Raw genomic sequence first — 17,845 nt, forward strand, 5'->3', positions numbered from 1 at the left:
CGCGTGACTTTAGAGCTTTTACAACAACGGGTTATACAGCATTTAACCTGTATCTACGGCGAGGTTGAACTACCAACAACCCTTGAACAACTCGCAAACAGGCTAATCAACACCATGCAAGGTGATGATCCTGTCCGCGACCCGACGCCGCATAAAAACCGTTGGGATGAGCAAGACATGATCTTAATTGCCTACGGTGATTCAATCATTCGTCATGCTAATACGGATGATGCGGTAGCTAAGCCTGAAGAACCGCCTTTGTATACCTTACATCGCTTTGTTAAGAACCAATGTTTGCCTGAACTCAATGCCCTGCATATTTTGCCGTTTTACCCGTATAGCTCAGATGAAGGCTTCGCGGTGATGAACTATGTGCAAGTGAATGAAGCGTTAGGCAGTTGGCAGCATATTCGTGATATTTCGAAGGATGTCAGGTTGATGGCTGATTTAGTGATCAACCATTGTTCAAGTCGAAGTGTTTGGTTTGAAAACTTTATTCAAGGCAAAGAGCCTGGGAAAGGGTATTTTAAAACGGCGAGTCCGAGTGATGATCTTATTCAAGTTGTTCGCCCGCGCACATCGCCTCTTTTACAGGCAGTTGAAACTAAAGATGGTTTGCAACATGTGTGGTGCACCTTTAGTCATGACCAAGTCGATTTTGATTTTGCCAACCCAGATGTGCTTAATGAATTTGTGGGCATTATTCGTCATTACTTAGACAATGGCGTACGTATTTTCCGCCTTGATGCCGTGGCATTTCTATGGAAAAAGCTCAATACCCGCTGCATCAACTTACCTGAAACTCACGAAGTGATTAGGTTGCTTCGCACCCTAATTGAGCATGTTGAACCTAACGTGATCATTATCACAGAAACTAACATACCTAATCGAGAAAACCTGTCGTATTTTGGTAATGCTAACGAAGCACATTGTATTTATAATTTTTCATTGCCACCGCTGTTATTGCACACTTTACTCAGTGGTGACAGCACTGCATTGAAGCATTGGATGATGAGTATGCCGCCAGCCCAGCACGGTACAGCTTACTTTAACTTTATTGGCTCTCACGATGGTATTGGTTTGCGTCCTGTTGAAGGTTTACTTGATCAAGCGCAAATAGCGGAAATGGTCAGCACGACCGCTAAATATGGTGGTAAAGTATCATTACGAACCGCACCAGATGGTACCAATACCCCTTACGAATTGAACATTGCTTTGTTTGATGCATTACAAGGTACGCATCGAGGACCAGACAAATGGGGGGTTGAACGCTTTTTATGTGCGCATGCCATAATGTTTGCGCTTGAAGGTATTCCGGGTCTGTATATTCATAGCTTGTTAGGTACTACTAACGATTACGAGCGTTTTGAAAATAGCCAACATAACCGAGCGATTAACCGCCATCGCTGGCAAGAGTCAGAGCTATTGGCAAAACTTAGTAATGAAAATACTCACCATCGTACCGTGTTTAAAGCAATGAAAAACCTGATGACTATTCGTAAGGCACAGAGCGCATTTCATCCTAATGCGACGCAATACACCTTACATATTAGCGATGGACTATTTGGATTTTGGCGACAAAGTATTAATCGTTCACAGAGCATGTTTTGTATTTATAACATTACTGATGAATCAAAAACCCTTACCTTCGCAGATCTAAATCTGATTGAAACTGAAAGCTGGAAAGATCTGATTTCAGGGCAAGTTATAGAAGAAAACACGCAAAATATAGTGTTGTCACCTTATCAAGCTATTTGGCTAAGTAATAAGTAGTGTTTATAAGCTGTAAATGCCCTTTACAGCTTATTTTTAAAGGCTAGGGGAGGAGTGCTGCTATGGAGAACGGCTCAGAATTCTGCTCAGTTTTACTAAATTTCTTAAAATCTATCGCCAAACTATTGCTATGAATTTTCTCAACGAACGTGACTGTTCTAGCTGTGTGAGGCGTAAAAATAGCAATGTTTTGATGTAGCTCCAAAGGCTGTTGTTGGAATATGTCATATATGTTTACCATTGCTAGAGCACCAAGTGTGACATGCCCTCCGATACAAATGTCGATTTTTTCCGACGCAGCCTTGAGTGGCCAATTAATCGCGCCTACTAAGACTTTATCGCGTATCTTATTGTCATTAAGTGCTCTAATCGCTCCAAGCGCAATCGCATCATTAGCACTCCAAATAATGTTTATTTGTTTTTGGTGATTTAAAAAGCCAGTGCTTTGGCGGTAAGCCTGCGTTGCTGACCAATTGGCAACACTTTGTGCGACCAATTTCGCGTTATTTACTTTTGAAATATAATCAGTTATGCCTTGTTGTCTATCAATAGATGCGTGAGTTGTATAGTCACCATGAATTGCATAAATGTTAGCTTGTCCGTTATTTTTTTCTACGAGCTTTTGAGCTAACAACTTTCCTGCTTGAACATTGTTTGGCACAACACTGCCTGAAATATTAAGCCCTTTATTACTTAAGGCTGCAAGTTCATCATCAGTAGGACGATTTAGTAAAAAGTATATCGGGGTATCAAACTTTGGCAGATCTAATAGTAGTTGGCTGAGTACACTTTTTTCATCCACTAAAATCAGCATATCAGGTTTAGTGTCTATCGCTTCAACAACAAGCGATTTCATTAAAATATGATTACGATTAGCGTACTCAATTGTTAAGTCTATATCTAAATCATCTGCTGCATCGCGCATGAGCTCAGATACTTCAAACCAAAAAGGCCCTGTGGTATTGGTATCGGCGTAACCCGGATTGATAAAAATAACTTTATGCTGTGCTAAAACACTGGGAATGCAAAATAAACAAAATAAGAAAGAAAGGGCCTTTGCCATAAACAACTAAAAACAATACAACAATGAAGTGAGTATAGCGCTTATTGGCAGAAGTTTCGATTAGCTGTTTGGCTTATAAAAAAGGCTGTATAAATTCGTTTCTATCGACCAAAAAGGATATAATTAACGCTAAGTTAGTTTTAATAGGAAGTAGTATGAGAGTTGTTTTGAGTGCCCTTTTTTTAGTTACCTCTTTATCTAGCTTTGCTAAAGGCATCGATTTAGAAGCTAACATGAAGAATATGGGGTTAGCATACAAAAATGCTGTGCAAGCCAGTGAGTTGAGCGAGTTCAACCACGCAATTGATGAGTTTATTCAACTATTAGAGAAAGCAAAAAAGGCTGACTTTAAACAGCATCAATCTGCTTCTATTGAGGGTATCGATAAAGTTATCCATAAAGCAGAAGATGCTAAAAGGCTCGCCAATAAGCAGGGAATACTAGCGGCAAAAGTACCATTAAAAGAAATAGATACTTTACGAAAAAAATACCATGAACTTCATGAGCCACCTGGTTTTTGGGAGCTACTATTTGGCAAATAAAAAAAGGTGCCTTTGCACCTTTTTAACGTTTTTTCTTTTTCCCTTGTACGGCTTTAAAGCGTGGGTTTTCTTTGTTAATCACGTACACGCGCCCTTTACGTTTGACGATTTGACACCCAGGTCTATTTTTTGCGCTTTTTAATGAACTTAATACCTTCATTTAATTCTCTTTTTATTTGCTCGCTAAATTTTTAAATCGGCGATTAAATGCGGCAACTCGACCATCACTTGCCACAGCTTTTTGTTTACCAGTATAAAAAGGGTGTGAGTCACTCGATACATCGATAGGCACATAGGGATAGGTCTTGCCTTCAAGCTCTACTGTTCGCGATGTTTTAATTGTTGAACCTATAATAAAGTAGCTATCTGCTGCTGTATCATGAAAGGCGACTTACTGGTAATCAGGGTGTATATTCGGTTTCATTATATAACCTTTTGCTATGTGATAATGTATCAAATGATAAGTGTTCAAACTGGTAAGATCAAGATAAAAATAATTCTTATTTAATATTTGTGGTTTGATTTTAGTCAGTCTGAACAAACTCTGACCACTTGAATTCAAAAAGCTGGCTATTGTTAATAAGGCTGTTATAACTAGGTATGTGTGCTCATATAATAAGAAGGAGTAAGGCAGTGAACGATGAAATTCAAACTGAGCAATTGGACCAAAATGTAATGAATACGCTTCGTGATAAAGATCATTCAACACTTGCGAGCCATGTCGATACTTTAAGCTTCAGTCACAATGAGATAATTGAACTCTTAGCACAGTACCTTGCTCTGGGTGAGCAGGATGATGATGAGCGTTTTGATACTTGGTTTGATAATCTCACTAAAGAGCAGCATACGGTAGTGAAAACCTTTGAAGTGTACCGCGGTCACTATGAGCACTTAGACTAATTTAATAAATAGAAGAGTATAAAACTCCCAATGAGGGCGTGTGTATTATCTATATACATGTTTATAGGTAATCTTGAGCAATTTAGGAAGTACTTATTTACGGTGAATAATTTCCTGTTAAGTTAACTTATTTTAAATCCCTCCTTGAAACTCTAAAATTTGGCCTCAGTGAAGTAAGTAAGCTTATAACGAATTACTTTAAAAGGAGAGGTTATGTCACAACATGTTATTGAAATGCCAGATTTAGGTATTGGTACATTTCGCCTAGAAGGAAAGACAGCTTACAATTCAGTTCAAATGGCGCTTGATATTGGTTTTAGACACATAGATACAGCGCAAATTTATGGTAATGAGGAGCAAGTCGGTAAAGCAATTAAAGACAGCTCTGTGCCCCGCAGTGAAATTTTTATTACTACTAAGGTCTGGAATGACAAACTAAACAAAGCCAAGTTTGTTGATAGTGTTAAACAAAGCCTTGAAAAGCTACAACTAGATTATGTTGATTTATTACTTATTCACTGGCCTTCTCCGAGTAATGGAGAAAAAATGAGTGAATATTTAACTGAGCTCAAAAAAGTAAAAGAACTTGGTTTAGCAAAACACATTGGTGTTTCAAACTTTACCATTGCCAACTTGAAAGAGGCGATGCAAACGCTCGACGCGAGAGAAATTTTCACCAATCAAATTGAAGTTCATCCGTATCTTACCAATACTAAATTGCGCGCTTTTTGTGGACAACATGATATCCATGTTACCGCCTATATGCCGTTTGCCGTAGGTGAAGCCCTCAAAGATGATGTGATATTGGATATAGCGAAAAAACATGACGCTACACCTGCGCAAATCGTACTTGCTTGGGTAAATGCAAATGAGATGACGACAATCCCATCATCAACTAAGCGAGAAAATTTGGCTGATAATTTTGATGATTCAGTGAAACTTGATCATGAAGACATAGATAGAATTAATGCGTTAGACCAAAACAAACGTTTAGCGAACCCTGATTTTGCACCACAGTGGGATCAATAAATAATAAGGTTAAGCCGCCATTTGGCGGCTTTATTTATTTTACAGATAGATCATATTTGCAGACAACTTCTTCAATATATTTGTGACGCAGGGTGTTTTTACCTTCGTTGCCAGTACCGTGACTCAATGCTTTGTTCATAAGTTTTAAAGCTTTGTGAAGTGCTTGGCGCTCATCGACTGTTAAGCCTGTTTTCGTACGAAGTTCGGTAATATCATCAATGAGTAGCTTTGCTACATCAAGTTGCACGGCTTCTTCAATCAACCCATTTTGGGTTAATACCCCATATTTGCTGCATAAAAACTGCTGCCAAACTTGTTGCAAATGTTCGTCAATCTCAGAACCAAATAAGTCTTCATTAAGGGCGTAACCTTGCTCGGCCAGTTTACTAAGTTGAGTCGAATATTGTTGGGCAAAGTGATTGAAGGCTTGGCATGATGATTTTACATCATGTTTAATAATGTGCTGGCCCCAGCTAGACGCACCACGAGGATAAAAGTCTTGATATTCCTCACATTGATAAATACCTGAGTAAGAGCTGCATTCTAATTGGCTTTGTAAGCAGTAACTTGGTTTCGGGAATAGCCCTTTTTGTTGCCAATCAGTTAGTGTTTCTTCATCAATTGATAGTGCATGACAAAGCTCCTCTGTGGTGTAAAAGTAATTAGCCAAAAATTTTGAAAGTTGCATTATCAATTACTCGCAATAAATACTGTTTATTTGTACAGTGTTTAATTCTGGCTTACCCTAAACATTTTATCAAGTATTTTTATTTATTAGCATGTACTACTCGGAAAATGCCTGTATTTATGTTACAACTAGCGCAAATTTTCCAAACATAAAAATAGTTATGCGCAGCCTAGAAACAATTAAACAAGCAAGTTTGATCACAGCAATTAAAACACCTTATCTCAACAACGGTGATATTGATCTGGCTTGTTACGATGAGCTTGTTGAACAACAAATTTCAGCAGGAGTCGATGGGATTATTGTTGGTGGTACCACAGGTGAAGGCCAACTAATGAATTGGGAAGAGCACTTGATGCTTATTGCACATAGTGTAAGTAAATTTTCAGATCGTCTAGTTATCATAGGTAACACAGGTAGTAATAATACCCGTGAAGCCATTAAAGCTACCGAATATGGCTTTGCAACTGGTATGGATGCAGCACTGCAAATTAATCCATATTATGGTCGTACGTCTATTCTTGGTGTGAAAGAGCACTTTAAACGCTTATTAGATATTGGTCCTGCGTTTATCTATAACGTGGCCGGCCGCACAGGGCAAGACCTTACACCTGATATTATTGAACCACTAGCAGCGCATGAAAATTTTATCGGTGTTAAAGAGTGTGGTGGTAATGAGCGAATTGCTCATTATGAACAACAAGGTATTGCGTGTTGGTCAGGCAATGATGATGAAAGTCATGATGCTCGTCATATCTATAATGCTCATGGTGTTATTTCGGTAACTTCCAACTTAATTCCAGGCTTGTTCCGTCAGTTAATGGATAACAAAAACGATAGTCTTAACACTCAGTTACAGCCGTTAATGCAATGGTTATTCTGTGAACCAAACCCAATTGCTATTAATACCGCTTTAATGATGACTGGTGCAGTAAACAGTGTTTTCCGTTTACCGTATGTGCCGTTAACGCAAGCACAACAAGCGCTTGGACAACACCTAATTAATGAGCTTAATGTTGCTGATATTGTGGGCGATAAAGCTCAACTTTTAAACGAAAAAGGCGTTATCTTACGATAAAACTGAATTGACACTTAATTTTGGTTACAATTAAGTGTCAAAGTTTTACTTTTTTGTGGACAATGGGTAAAATTAGCAATCGATTAGCGCTAAAAGAATAAACGTTTGTGAAATTTGTTGTTAATAATCTGTGTTATTGGGTTGCACCCGGGCAACAAATACCTGAACGATTAGTATCAAGCTCCAGCGAACTTGATTTAAACTGGATCCCTGCCATGCAACGCCGTAGGTTAAGCCCTTACATGAAAATGGCATTGCATACCTTACATAACGCAAAAGCAGAACACACTCAAGTTGCTGTGAATTTTTCATCACGTCATGGTGACTTACCTAAAACAGCTAAGTTACTCAATACCCTCGTTGAACAAGCGCCTTTATCTCCTACTGCGTTTGGGCTAAGTGTGCATAATGCGACCACGGGTATTTTCTCGATAACAGGTCAAAACAAAGCAGCTATGAATGCCATTGCCGGCGGTGCAGAGAGTATCATTGATGCTATTACAGATGGTTATGCCCGCGTCAAATCAGGTCTTGAAAGTCAAATTCTAATCAATCATACAGACAGTGTGCTGCCTGAAGAATATCTTTGCTTTGCTGATGAGTTGCAAGTGGATCATAGTGTCTCGTTTTTGCTTTCAACACAACTTGGTAACGATGCATATTTTGAACTAAACAAGTTATCAAATCATGATGTGTCTCCTCCTAGCGATTGTTTACCATTGAGCGTGCAACTTGCAGATGCGTTTATTCGCAAGGAACCGAAAACAGTGCTTGTACATCAGCAGTCGGCTTGGATGCTTCAATACCATGGCTCTTAACTTATTGGGTAAAGTTTGGCGTATCTTTGCAACTGGGTTTTGTTTTGTTGTATTTGGTATGGGTGGCATAGTTTTAACCTTGCTGGTATTCCCTTTGCAGCGTTGTATTGAGCCCTCAGCCCATAAACAAAAGCAAAAAGCACGTATCACAGTGCATTACACATTTAAGTTTTTTGTTGCTTTGATGCACTACACAGGCGCTATTCATTTTTCTGTGCATGATAGGGCGCGCTTCAAACAACTTAAAGGTCAACTGGTGTTGGCTAATCATCCATCTTTGATTGATGTCGTTGTTCTCATATCAGTGATTAAAAATGCAGATTGTGTCGTTAAGGCACACTTATTTAAAAACCCGTTTATGCGCGGAGTTATAAAGGGCACGGGGTATATTAGTAACGAAGATCCACAAGAGTTACTAGAGGAATGTGCAGCGTCACTTGCATCAGGTAATAATTTGATTATTTTTCCTGAAGGAACGAGAACAACGCCTAATGAACCATTAAAATTCAAACGTGGTGCTGCGAATATTGCAACACGTTGTCGAGCACCCATAACAACAGTAGTGATTAGTATGAAGCCAAGTACACTAACTAAAGACACACCTTGGTATAAAGTCGCTCCCACGAAGGCGTATTTTAAGATGCGCTTTGCTAATCAACAATTTGCATACACAGATTCTTTTAAAGATGAGCAGCCTGCAATGCAAGCGCGACAATTAACCCGTGATTTACAGGATTATTTTACAGAGGAACTCAGGCAACTATGACTGAACTAAAGAACCAAATAAAACAATTAATCATTAGCAGCTTAGACCTTGAAGATATTAGCATTGATGATATCGAGAATGACCAACCGTTATTCGTTGATGGCTTAGGGCTGGACAGTATTGATGCCCTTGAACTTGGTTTAGCTATCAAGAAAGAGTTTAATGTGAAAATTGATGCGAACTCGGAACAAACAAAAGCGCATTTTGCTTCAGTAGATGCACTTGCTGATTTTATTAATCAAAACAAATCGTAATATAGACTTAGAAGTAGGAAAAAGCATGAAAACCGCTGCCGAAATTTACACCGTTTTACAGGGCATTTTAGTCGATGAATTTGAAATCGATGCGGATGAAATTAGCCTTGATGCAAATTTATATCAAGATCTTGACCTTGATAGTATTGATGCTGTTGATTTGGTCGTTAAATTGCGCGAAATTACGGGTAAAAAAATTGAGCCAGATGCGTTTAAGCAAGTACGCACAGTGCAAGATGTTGTTAGCGAAGTAGAAAAACTAGTTTCTTAATACAGCAATATGCTTAAAGCAATTACCACTACGTTAATTATCATCGGCTTATCTTTATACCCATTCATTGTGTATTTTGGTTTGCAGCACAGTTCAATTAAGCAGGTTAGTCTAGTACTGATTGCTTTATTAATTTTACGATTGATACTTAGCAAGCGCTTAGCGAATAAAATGCCATGGATAAAACCAGCCTCTTTACTAGCAATTGTGGCGTTAGTGGTAACACAGGTTTTTAATAGCGAATTAGGATTAAAGCTTTATCCTGTGATAATTAACAGCGTCATGGCAGCTACTTTTTTATATTCACTAAAAAAGGGGCCTCCAGTTATAGAGAGTTTAGCGCGGTTAAAGGAAGGTGATCTTGATGAAAACGGTGTACGTTACACGCGTCAAGTGACGAAAGTATGGAGCGTATTTTTCCTGCTTAACGCCTCAGTGGCTTTATATACATGTCTATTCACCTCGTTATCAGTGTGGACGCTTTACAATGGTTTAATCGCATACATACTTATCGCTGGTTTAATGCTAGTTGAGTGGTTGATCCGACAAAAGGTAAAAAATAATGTTGGCTAATAACTTACAATTTCACCCAAGCGGTGCTTTTGTTGTTTCAGATAAAATCGTTAACCAGCAGCAGTTTTTTGCTGACATAGCGGCCTTTAAAGCGAAATTACATACGTTAAAAAGCCCATGTCATGTCGTTTTATTTCACCCTGATACTTATCAATTTGCCGTTCGGTTGTTTGCACTTGCTTGTGCTGGGCATAATGTCATTTTACCGCCCAATGGCCAGCCTGAAACATTACGCTTGTTGTTGGCTCAAACCCCGGTATTTGCAGGAGATACTGCAGATTTAGATACGCAGTCTGCGATTACTAATCTTGAGCAGCAAGCGTCTTGTGCGCCTACACCCCTAACTCAGCTCCAGTGGCCAACAAACACGGCGGTGATTTTTTATACTTCAGGCTCTTCTGGCCAATCCAAGCCGATTGTTAAGCCATGGCGAGTGTTAAATCGTGAGCTGTCAGTGTTGTCTATGGCCTTTGATTTACAGGGGCAATTTACATTTTTAGCAACGGTATCACATCAGCATATTTATGGGTTGTTATTTAGGTTGCTTTGGCCCCTGGCAAAAGGGCACATTATTGATAGCACACAAATCCAGTACCCAGAGCACATAGTGCAAAAGCTGAAAAAGACTCAACAAGCCGTGTTAGTTTCCAGCCCCGCACAGCTTGGACGCTTATGCTTAGACAATGTACTGATACCCGAGCGAGCACGCATAAAGTGGCTTTTTTCATCGGGTGGTCCGTTAAATAATCAGCACGCAGAGACGCTTTTCAATCAATTGGCTCGTCCAGTCACACAAGTTTTTGGCAGTACAGAAACAGGCGGCATTGCTTATAGGCAAGTTACTCAAGCAGCGGTTGAGGTTCCATGGCAGCCTTTTAGCGGTAATTATTTATCAATTAATCAAGAAGGCCGTTTAATACTCGACTCTTATATTCTAGAGCAATCTGGCTTTGCGCTAGATGACAGGGCACACGTGCATAGCAATGGTCAATTTAAATTGCTAGGCCGTATTGATAGGACAATCAAGATAGAAGAAAAACGGCTTAATCTAGATGACTTAGAAAATTATTTAGTAAGTCATACTTGGGTGAAAGAGGCTAAAGTTGTTGTTTTACCCGCGAAAAGAGTACAAATAGGTGCTGTTATTGTATTAACAGATGATGGAAATAGTGAACGCCTTAAACAAGGGAAACTAATCATAAATCGTACTTTACAAAATTATTTATCTAATCGGTTTGAACGCATATGTCTGCCACGTAAATGGCGCTATATCGATGCGCTTCCTTTTAACAGCCAAGCTAAATTAAGCATCAAAATATTGGAGCAGTACTTTGCCAAGTCTGAATAATGTTACGCCACAGGTGAGCGTTTTATCACAAGCAAAAGATAGCGTCAGCTTAGCGTTAACGATAACGGCTGACTTAGACTATTTTCGTGGACATTTTCCTGATGCGCCTATCTTAGCAGGGGTCGTACAGTTAGATTGGGCCGTTAAATATGCGCAGCAATATCTTGGTTTTGGCTCTTTAGTAAAAAATCTAGAAATACTGAAATTTCAAGTGGTTACTACGCCTGATATGACGGTTAACTTAAGCCTAGAACGCAATGCAAAAGGCAAATGCTTATTTAGTTATTCCTCAGATAAAGGGCAGCATGCATCTGGCCGAATCGTATTTTGTGATTAAACAATGAACCAGTTTTGTATTGTTATTCCAAATTATAATCACACCCATGCTATCGCTGCGGTACTTGATGAGCTAAAGGCATTACAATTGCCGATTATTATGGTTGATGATGGCAGTGACGAAAGTGTGAAACAAGTATTTTCAGCACTTGACGCCGAGTACGATTTTTTAACTTTGCTCACCCATGCTCAAAATCAAGGTAAGGGCGGTGCTGTTCAAACCGGTTTAATGTATGCACATAAGCACGGCTTTAGTCATGCGATTCAAGTTGATGCGGACGGTCAGCACTCGTTAGCAGATATTAGTAGGTTGATAGAATTGAGTAATGAGTCACCCAACAATGTGATCAGTGGCTGCCCTATTTATGATAGCTCTGTGCCAAAACACCGTTATTTGAGTCGCTACATTACTCATTTTTGGGTGTGGGTTGAAACTTTAAGCTTTGATATTGTTGATTCTATGTGTGGCTTTCGTGTTTATCCACTTTCGGCTGTTGAAGATTTAATGTCTAAACAGACGTTAGGCAAACGCATGGACTTTGATATCGAAATTTTAGTTAGATTATATTGGCAAGGTGTGAAGGTTACTTTCTTGCCAACGCAGGTGATCTACCCCGAAAATGGCGTATCTCACTTTCGAGCCTTACATGATAACGTGGGTATTTCTTGGCTGCATACGCGTTTATTCTTCGGCATGTTACTGCGTTCACCTAAGCTACTTTGGCGTAAGGTGGTTGGCTGATGGCTGTTAAGCACTGGTCTAAAATGCAAGAGCGTGGCAATTGGCTCGGTATGCAAATTTTATTAATTTGCTATCGTGTTTTTGGCCGTTCAGGCTTATGGTTCGTATTGTTTCCAGTTGTGTTTTATTTGTTTTTAACAGGTAAAACAGCTCGTGAAGCATCTTATGCATTTTTAACTCAAGCACGTAAGGTAAATGGTAACCATAAAGCGGTTACATGGCGTGACAGCTTTCGCCACTTTCGTTCTTTTGCTGACAGTGCGTTTGATAAAATTGATGCTTGGCTTGGCCGTATTCAGCAAAGCGATATTATCTATACTAATGAGGCATTATTTAAAGAGCTTGATGAGCAACAGCAAGGGGCTATTTTTATTGGCTCACATTTGGGTAATTTAGAAGTCTGTCGTGCGCTTAGTCAGCATCGCTATCGTAAAGTCATCAATGTATTGGTATTTACTCATCATGCGGTCGAATTTAACAAATTACTAAAAAGTATAAACCCTGATGTAGGCATTAACTTAATTCAAGTCACTGATCTTGGACCGGATATGGCGATTATGCTCAAAGATAAAGTAGAGCAAGGCGAAATCGTTGTCATTGTAGGAGATAGAACCAGTACTACAACAGCCGGACGTGTGGTTGAGGCTGACTTTTTAGGAAAACCAGCGCCATTTTCACAGGGCCCTTTTATACTCGCTGCGTTATTAGATTGCCCTGTTTTTCACTTGTTCTGTTTAAAAGATAAATTAGCCGGTGGAAAGAGAGTTTATCGGGTGGTATTTGAAAAATACGCAGACAAACTAGCGCTGCCACGTAAAACTAGACAGCAAACATTACAAAAAATTGTGAGCGATTATGCACAGAGGTTGAGTTATTACGCAGCTGCCTATCCATATCAATGGTTTAATTTTTATGATTTTTGGCAAAATGACGAGCAAGTGTCTCGTGACCAAAACAAGGAGAACTAAAGTGTCAGAGTACACGACTACATTATTTGGTGAGCAACGTTTATCGATTGAAGATATTGTTCATATTGCCTTGCAACAAGGGGCTGTTGCATTAACTTCAGATCACCAATTTGCCAAAAAAATCGACAGTGCCGTAGCATTTTTAGATAAACTCTTAGAAGACGATGGCGTAATTTATGGTGTCACCACAGGTTATGGTGACTCGGTGACTGTAAAAGTACCCCTTGATTTGGTTAATGAACTACCTCTTCACCTAACTCGATTTCATGGTTGTGGTCTAGGCAATACATTTAACTTAACGCAAGGACGCGCTATTTTAGCGACTCGCCTAGCATCACTGTCGCAAGGATACTCAGGCGTTAGCTGGGATATGCTCAACTTATTACGTGATTTTTTAAATCACAATATCGTGCCAGTTATTCCCGAAGAAGGTTCTGTGGGTGCCAGTGGTGACCTCACACCGCTTTCTTATGTCGCTGGCGCTATGGTGGGAGAGCGTGATGTATATTACAAAGGCGAAATTAAAAACAGTTTAGCGGTTATGCAATCTCTTGGCTTAAAACCATTAACGCTTCGCCCTAAAGAAGGGCTTGCGGTGATGAATGGTACCGCAGTAATGACTGCTTTAGCATGCCTTGCTTTCGATAGAGCCGATTACCTTGCTAAATTAACCAGCCGAATTACAGCGCTTGCCAGTCTTGCTTTAAAAGGTAATAGTCATCATTTTGATGATATTTTGTTTTCGGTAAAACCTCACCTAGGCCAACAGCAAGTGGCCGCGTGGATCCGTGGTGACTTAAACCATGTAGAGCACCCACGTAATGCTGACCGCTTACAAGATAGATACTCAATCCGCTGTGCACCACATGTCATTGGTGTATTACAAGATAGCCTCCCTTGGTTTAGGCAAATGATCGAGAATGAGCTTAATTCGGCGAATGATAACCCAATCATCGATGGTGAAGGTGAGCACGTACTGCATGGCGGTCATTTCTATGGTGGCCACATTGCAATGGTAATGGATAGCATGAAAACGGCGGTGGCTAATTTAGCTGACTTAGCAGACAGACAAATCGCTTCACTTGTCGATACTCGTTATAACAATGGCTTAGCTTCAAACTTGTCAGCAAGTACAGATGAACGTCGTTATATTAATCATGGTTTTAAAGCGGTGCAAATTGGTGCCAGTGCCTATACCGCTGAGGCATTAAAGTTGACCATGCCTGCCAGTGTGTTTTCGCGCTCAACCGAATGTCATAATCAAGACAAAGTAAGCATGGGAACTATTGCGGCACGTGATTGTTTACGTGTACTGCAGTTAACCGAACAAGTGGTTGCCAGTACATTGTTAGCGTGTATTCAAGGTTTACGTTTGCGTATTAATAACGGTGAGCTTGACTACGCAAGCTTAACCCCAGAAGTGCAGAGTATGTATCAAGACATTAGTGAGTTTTTCCCACAGCTTGATGAAGATCGCCCACTTGAGGCGGTGTTACGTTTTACCGTTGATGCTATTCAAACTAAACGTTGGAGTTTATATGCATAGTCGTGGCTCTTTATTGAGTACTTATGTAGAAATTGAAATCCCTTTTCATGATTGTGATCCTATGAACGTGGTATGGCATGGTAATTACCCACGTTATTTAGAGGTGGCACGTTGCGAATTGCTGCGTTTATTTGATTATGATTACGGGCAAATGCAGGAGTCTGGCTATGCGTGGCCAATTATTGATATGCATATTAAATATGTGGGTTCTGCATTGTTTACGCAAAAGATACGGATTGATGCATATTTGAAAGAATATGAAACGCGATTACGTATTGATTATATTATCAGCGATGTTGCGACGGGCAAAAAGTTAACGAAAGCGACGACTATTCAGGTGGCGGTTGATATAGAAAACAAAGAGATGCAATTTGTATCACCGCCTGTACTGCATGAGAAATTACAAAAGGTGATCTAATGCGAATGAGCATTTTTCTACTATGTAGTATGTTTTTTATAACGCCAGCTCTTGCTAAGAATGTGATAGAGCATGGCTCATTCAGCCAAGAAAAACACTTTAAGGGCTTTAGCAAGCCCTTTATTTCAAAAGGCATTTTTGAACTTAATGAAGAGGGCTTAACGTGGCAAGTGCAATCACCGGTAAAAAGCACTTTATTTATTAAACAGGGTCAAGTATATACTCTTGACAGTCAAGGAAACGAACAATTACAAAAAGGGGCTGAGCCCTATGTGAGCCTGCTACGAGCAATTTTAAAACACGACAGAGCGGCGTTAGCAGAGCAATTTACAATAAATAAAAGCGTTGAGCCTAATTGCGAAATCCTCTTGCCTAACCAAGCATTGCTAAAACACGTTTTTAGTCAGTTTGAACTTTGTTTTGATGCTAATAAGGTGACTACCGTGCGCTTACAAGAGCCAAATGAGAATTTTACCTTATTGCGTTTCTCATATACTGAAAATGAGCAGCAAAAGTGAAAGCGTGGGCAATTACATTATCTTGGCTAACTTTACTCACTGTTATGTTAGTTGTTGTTTTTGCGGTAAAACAACCAGCTTTAAATAATGACATTTTAGCCTTGCTGCCCAAGTCGGAGCCAAGGTTACAACAGGTAGAAGAGCACTTTTTTTCAGCAAACAAGCAACAACTGAGCTTTTCGTTTAGCGGTGAAAATAATACCCAAGCTTATGACGAAATGGTGAGTTGGTTAGCTGGCAAAAACATTCAACCGCGCTTTACACTGCCAAAGATGGAGACTCTTGCCCATTTTTATGGCCAATACGCAGGTTACTTGTTGGCACCCGAGTACCAACAAAGCCTACGTGAACCTAGAGTTTTCGAGCAGTATTATTTGGGGCAATTGAGCCAAATTGCTGATCCCTTTGTATCTAGCACTATCAATCAAGATCCTACGCTTAGTACCGCAAGTTTTTTGAGGCATGTTTTAGCCAATATACAACAATTTGAATTACAAGATGGCCGAATAACAGCTAACTACCAAGGCGAAGATTACTTACTTTTGTTTGTTCACAGCACGAATAATGCCTTTTCGATTAATAAGGCAATCGCTTTAAATGATGAAATATTAACTAAACTTACCCAATTAGAAAGTCAGTACCCAAATACAACCGTCCATTATTCAGGGGCTTTATTTCATACCGCTGCAAATGCTAAACAAGCAAAGTTTGAAATGACTTTATTTGGCTCCTTGAGCTTAATTGCACTGTTCATAATGGTTGTGTGGGTATTTAGATCAGTGAATGCATTGTGGCTTGCATCGGTGACTGTGGTCAGTGCTGCACTTGGTGGCTCGATAGTGCTCGTTAGCTTATTTAATCAGATCCATGTACTGACGCTTGTATTTGCGGTCACACTGATTGGCATTGCTATTGATTATGCATTTCATGGCATGCTTGATTTAACGCAGCATAAAAGCGGTTTTAGTCGTGGACTCAAGCTTGCGTTAGCGCTCTCTTTACTGACTACGACTATGGGGTATGCAAGTTTATTTTTCTCGCCCGTTCAGCTGTTAACTCAAGTCGGTGTATTTGTTGTTGCAGGGCTTGTTACTGCTTGGTTTAGCACGCGATTTTTACTACCCCACTGGCAAAACAGGTTAGCAGTGAGTCAAAGTGCTAATCATCTTACGTCATCTCTTAGCAAGCAATTACAGAAGGTAAACGAGTATAAAACAGCACTAATAATAGGGCTACTAGTGCTGTTAAGTGTATTTACACTACTTAAACCTCCAGTAGTAAATGATGATGTAAAACTATTAAATGCAAGCCCAAAAGCATTGATGGATAACGAAGCACTGCACATGACGTTGTTAGGAAAAGACAATGGCCAGATAATGATTTTATTTGCTGAAAATGCACAGCAACTTTTAGAAAAGCAAGAAACGTTAAAAAGCAAAATTAATGAGTATAAAGGCAAGGCTGTGATGCTCAGTGATCTTGTACCAAGTACTCATAGACAACGCGAGAATAAAGCGGATTTATTAACCCATCAAGCTGCTATAAATATCGTTAGCCAAATGACCGCCAATCCCGTGCAGTTTAGCCAGTCGACCTTAACTTTAGAGACCGCACTTGATTCAGCACTAGCACCACTGATACATAATCAAGTGTATATAAACAACTCATTTGCGGCCAGTTGGTTTATGGTAACAGGGGTTGAAAAACAGCAATTAAAACAGTGGGCAGCCGCCGAAAGCGATTTAATTGTGTATGATAAAGTGGCGCTGATCACTGAGGGCTTGAGTCATTACTCACAGTCATTATTAGTCACATTACTGATTGCAATGACCTTCGCTGTTTTGTTGTTTACCTTTAAGTTTGGGTTTAAAACTGCATGCAAACAAGGCTTGATACTCGCTTTAACTTTAACCGCAGTATTATTGCTGTGCAGTTCGATACAAAGCCAATTATCGATTTTTAACTTATTGGGCTGCTTATTGATTTTAGCGTTAGCTATTGATTACCTCGTATTTTATCAAATCAATAAACTGGTACCGAGCAATGTTTTGGCAATTAGTTTGTCAGCAGCATCATCAATGTGGGTATTTGGTATGCTCGCAGTGTCAAAAACCCCCGCTATTTTTAGCTTTGGTTTAACGGTTTTAGTGGGGCTAATGTGTATTTATATACTCGCACCACTTAGTGTTGCATTACCTAATAATAAGGAAAAATAAT

21 protein-coding genes and 1 pseudogene are annotated in these 17,845 nt (G+C 39.6%); 18 read left to right on the top strand and 4 right to left on the bottom strand.

Annotated features, from left to right (window positions below):
• The first annotated feature begins 3 nt into the window (after positions 1 to 3).
• A complete protein-coding gene (locus L0Z67_RS18210) occupies positions 4 to 1,773 on the top strand; it encodes a sugar phosphorylase (RefSeq protein ID WP_237115343.1) in 1,770 nt (589 codons plus the stop codon).
• A 43-nt stretch (positions 1,774 to 1,816) separates the two neighbouring features.
• On the opposite strand, the gene L0Z67_RS18215 is transcribed toward L0Z67_RS18210, so the two are convergent.
• Complete coding sequence (locus L0Z67_RS18215) at positions 1,817 to 2,836, bottom strand: substrate-binding domain-containing protein (RefSeq protein ID WP_392353724.1); 1,020 nt, start codon at positions 2,834 to 2,836, stop codon at positions 1,817 to 1,819.
• Between the two features lie 155 nt (positions 2,837 to 2,991).
• Here L0Z67_RS18215 and L0Z67_RS18220 point away from each other — a divergent pair, with 155 nt between their 5' ends.
• Positions 2,992 to 3,378 (top strand): cytochrome b562, encoded by a 387-nt coding sequence (locus L0Z67_RS18220; RefSeq protein ID WP_392353726.1) that lies wholly within the window; start codon positions 2,992 to 2,994, stop codon positions 3,376 to 3,378.
• 22 nt (positions 3,379 to 3,400) lie between these two features.
• On the opposite strand, the gene ykgO is transcribed toward L0Z67_RS18220, so the two are convergent.
• Together ykgO and L0Z67_RS18230 are read right to left on the bottom strand one after the other, a co-directional pair.
• Positions 3,401 to 3,538: a type B 50S ribosomal protein L36 gene (gene ykgO, locus L0Z67_RS18225; RefSeq protein ID WP_062567147.1), complete on the bottom strand. Its 138-nt coding sequence runs from the start codon at positions 3,536 to 3,538 to the stop codon at positions 3,401 to 3,403.
• 12 nt (positions 3,539 to 3,550) lie between these two features.
• Positions 3,551 to 3,802: pseudogene (locus L0Z67_RS18230) on the bottom strand (type B 50S ribosomal protein L31).
• 251 nt (positions 3,803 to 4,053) lie between these two features.
• Here L0Z67_RS18230 and L0Z67_RS18235 point away from each other — a divergent pair.
• Both L0Z67_RS18235 and dkgB read left to right on the top strand, forming a co-directional pair.
• Positions 4,054 to 4,278, top strand: a complete 225-nt coding sequence (locus L0Z67_RS18235; RefSeq protein WP_392353841.1) for a hypothetical protein — start codon at positions 4,054 to 4,056, stop codon at positions 4,276 to 4,278.
• Positions 4,279 to 4,491: 213 nt separating this feature from the next.
• Positions 4,492 to 5,307: a 2,5-didehydrogluconate reductase DkgB gene (gene dkgB / locus L0Z67_RS18240; RefSeq protein WP_237115341.1), complete on the top strand. Its 816-nt coding sequence runs from the start codon at positions 4,492 to 4,494 to the stop codon at positions 5,305 to 5,307.
• A gap of 34 nt (positions 5,308 to 5,341) precedes the next feature.
• Here dkgB and L0Z67_RS18245 read toward each other — a convergent pair whose 3' ends face one another.
• Positions 5,342 to 5,995 (bottom strand): DUF6058 family natural product biosynthesis protein, encoded by a 654-nt coding sequence (locus tag L0Z67_RS18245; protein ID WP_062567143.1) that lies wholly within the window; start codon positions 5,993 to 5,995, stop codon positions 5,342 to 5,344.
• A gap of 160 nt (positions 5,996 to 6,155) precedes the next feature.
• Between L0Z67_RS18245 and dapA the strand changes: the two genes are divergently transcribed.
• The 14 genes from dapA to L0Z67_RS18315 all read left to right on the top strand — a co-directional run bounded on the left by dapA (position 6,156) and on the right by L0Z67_RS18315 (position 17,844).
• Entirely contained in the window at positions 6,156 to 7,070 is a 915-nt protein-coding gene (dapA, locus tag L0Z67_RS18250) for a 4-hydroxy-tetrahydrodipicolinate synthase (protein WP_237115340.1), read from the top strand.
• Between the two features lie 107 nt (positions 7,071 to 7,177).
• Complete coding sequence (locus tag L0Z67_RS18255) at positions 7,178 to 7,888, top strand: beta-ketoacyl synthase chain length factor (protein ID WP_062567141.1); 711 nt, start codon at positions 7,178 to 7,180, stop codon at positions 7,886 to 7,888.
• A complete protein-coding gene (locus L0Z67_RS18260; RefSeq protein ID WP_237115339.1) occupies positions 7,878 to 8,654 on the top strand; it encodes a 1-acyl-sn-glycerol-3-phosphate acyltransferase in 777 nt (258 codons plus the stop codon). The genes L0Z67_RS18255 and L0Z67_RS18260 overlap by 11 nt, the downstream gene beginning before the upstream one ends.
• Positions 8,651 to 8,908 (top strand): phosphopantetheine-binding protein, encoded by a 258-nt coding sequence (locus tag L0Z67_RS18265; protein WP_062567139.1) that lies wholly within the window; start codon positions 8,651 to 8,653, stop codon positions 8,906 to 8,908. The genes L0Z67_RS18260 and L0Z67_RS18265 overlap by 4 nt, the downstream gene beginning before the upstream one ends.
• A gap of 25 nt (positions 8,909 to 8,933) precedes the next feature.
• Positions 8,934 to 9,179, top strand: a complete 246-nt coding sequence (locus tag L0Z67_RS18270) for an acyl carrier protein (RefSeq protein WP_062567138.1) — start codon at positions 8,934 to 8,936, stop codon at positions 9,177 to 9,179.
• A gap of 9 nt (positions 9,180 to 9,188) precedes the next feature.
• A complete protein-coding gene (locus tag L0Z67_RS18275; RefSeq protein WP_237127357.1) occupies positions 9,189 to 9,752 on the top strand; it encodes a septation protein IspZ in 564 nt (187 codons plus the stop codon).
• Positions 9,742 to 11,100, top strand: coding sequence for an AMP-binding protein (locus L0Z67_RS18280; RefSeq protein WP_392353732.1), 1,359 nt, complete (start codon positions 9,742 to 9,744; stop codon positions 11,098 to 11,100). The genes L0Z67_RS18275 and L0Z67_RS18280 overlap by 11 nt, the downstream gene beginning before the upstream one ends.
• Complete coding sequence (locus tag L0Z67_RS18285; RefSeq protein WP_392353734.1) at positions 11,084 to 11,437, top strand: thioester dehydrase; 354 nt, start codon at positions 11,084 to 11,086, stop codon at positions 11,435 to 11,437. Before L0Z67_RS18280 ends, L0Z67_RS18285 begins: the two co-directional genes overlap by 17 nt.
• 3 nt (positions 11,438 to 11,440) lie before the next feature.
• Complete coding sequence (locus tag L0Z67_RS18290) at positions 11,441 to 12,178, top strand: glycosyltransferase family 2 protein (protein WP_062567134.1); 738 nt, start codon at positions 11,441 to 11,443, stop codon at positions 12,176 to 12,178.
• Positions 12,178 to 13,146: an acyltransferase gene (locus L0Z67_RS18295; protein ID WP_237115335.1), complete on the top strand. Its 969-nt coding sequence runs from the start codon at positions 12,178 to 12,180 to the stop codon at positions 13,144 to 13,146. Before L0Z67_RS18290 ends, L0Z67_RS18295 begins: the two co-directional genes overlap by 1 nt.
• Before the next feature lies 1 nt (position 13,147).
• A complete protein-coding gene (gene hutH, locus L0Z67_RS18300; RefSeq protein WP_392353736.1) occupies positions 13,148 to 14,692 on the top strand; it encodes a histidine ammonia-lyase in 1,545 nt (514 codons plus the stop codon).
• Entirely contained in the window at positions 14,685 to 15,110 is a 426-nt protein-coding gene (locus L0Z67_RS18305; RefSeq protein ID WP_062567131.1) for a thioesterase family protein, read from the top strand. The genes hutH and L0Z67_RS18305 overlap by 8 nt, the downstream gene beginning before the upstream one ends.
• A gap of 5 nt (positions 15,111 to 15,115) precedes the next feature.
• Entirely contained in the window at positions 15,116 to 15,628 is a 513-nt protein-coding gene (locus L0Z67_RS18310; protein ID WP_167346326.1) for an outer-membrane lipoprotein carrier protein LolA, read from the top strand.
• Positions 15,625 to 17,844 carry a transporter gene (locus tag L0Z67_RS18315; protein WP_392353740.1) on the top strand — a complete coding sequence of 740 codons (2,220 nt, stop codon included), beginning with the start codon at positions 15,625 to 15,627 and terminating at the stop codon, positions 17,842 to 17,844. Before L0Z67_RS18310 ends, L0Z67_RS18315 begins: the two co-directional genes overlap by 4 nt.
• The last annotated feature ends 1 nt before the right edge of the window (position 17,845 follow it).

It is taken from the genome of Pseudoalteromonas sp. PB2-1, from assembly GCF_045040605.1.
In the GTDB taxonomy this organism is placed as follows: Bacteria; Pseudomonadota; Gammaproteobacteria; order Enterobacterales; family Alteromonadaceae; genus Pseudoalteromonas; species Pseudoalteromonas arabiensis.

What these genes read in the sequence shown, in the direction of transcription:
- L0Z67_RS18215 (WP_392353724.1), bottom strand. Translation starts at nt 2,836, where the DNA reads ATGGCAAAGGCCCTTTCTTTCTTATTTTGTTTATTTTGCATTCCCAGT.
- L0Z67_RS18220 (WP_392353726.1), top strand. Translation starts at nt 2,992, where the DNA reads ATGAGAGTTGTTTTGAGTGCCCTTTTTTTAGTTACCTCTTTATCTAGC.
- ykgO (WP_062567147.1), bottom strand. Translation starts at nt 3,538, where the DNA reads ATGAAGGTATTAAGTTCATTAAAAAGCGCAAAAAATAGACCTGGGTGT.
- L0Z67_RS18235 (WP_392353841.1), top strand. Translation starts at nt 4,054, where the DNA reads ATGAATACGCTTCGTGATAAAGATCATTCAACACTTGCGAGCCATGTC.
- dkgB (WP_237115341.1), top strand. Translation starts at nt 4,492, where the DNA reads ATGTCACAACATGTTATTGAAATGCCAGATTTAGGTATTGGTACATTT.
- L0Z67_RS18245 (WP_062567143.1), bottom strand. Translation starts at nt 5,995, where the DNA reads ATGCAACTTTCAAAATTTTTGGCTAATTACTTTTACACCACAGAGGAG.
- dapA (WP_237115340.1), top strand. Translation starts at nt 6,156, where the DNA reads ATGCGCAGCCTAGAAACAATTAAACAAGCAAGTTTGATCACAGCAATT.
- L0Z67_RS18260 (WP_237115339.1), top strand. Translation starts at nt 7,878, where the DNA reads ATGGCTCTTAACTTATTGGGTAAAGTTTGGCGTATCTTTGCAACTGGG.
- L0Z67_RS18265 (WP_062567139.1), top strand. Translation starts at nt 8,651, where the DNA reads ATGACTGAACTAAAGAACCAAATAAAACAATTAATCATTAGCAGCTTA.
- L0Z67_RS18270 (WP_062567138.1), top strand. Translation starts at nt 8,934, where the DNA reads ATGAAAACCGCTGCCGAAATTTACACCGTTTTACAGGGCATTTTAGTC.
- L0Z67_RS18275 (WP_237127357.1), top strand. Translation starts at nt 9,189, where the DNA reads ATGCTTAAAGCAATTACCACTACGTTAATTATCATCGGCTTATCTTTA.
- L0Z67_RS18280 (WP_392353732.1), top strand. Translation starts at nt 9,742, where the DNA reads ATGTTGGCTAATAACTTACAATTTCACCCAAGCGGTGCTTTTGTTGTT.
- L0Z67_RS18290 (WP_062567134.1), top strand. Translation starts at nt 11,441, where the DNA reads ATGAACCAGTTTTGTATTGTTATTCCAAATTATAATCACACCCATGCT.
- L0Z67_RS18295 (WP_237115335.1), top strand. Translation starts at nt 12,178, where the DNA reads ATGGCTGTTAAGCACTGGTCTAAAATGCAAGAGCGTGGCAATTGGCTC.
- L0Z67_RS18305 (WP_062567131.1), top strand. Translation starts at nt 14,685, where the DNA reads ATGCATAGTCGTGGCTCTTTATTGAGTACTTATGTAGAAATTGAAATC.
- L0Z67_RS18310 (WP_167346326.1), top strand. Translation starts at nt 15,116, where the DNA reads ATGAGCATTTTTCTACTATGTAGTATGTTTTTTATAACGCCAGCTCTT.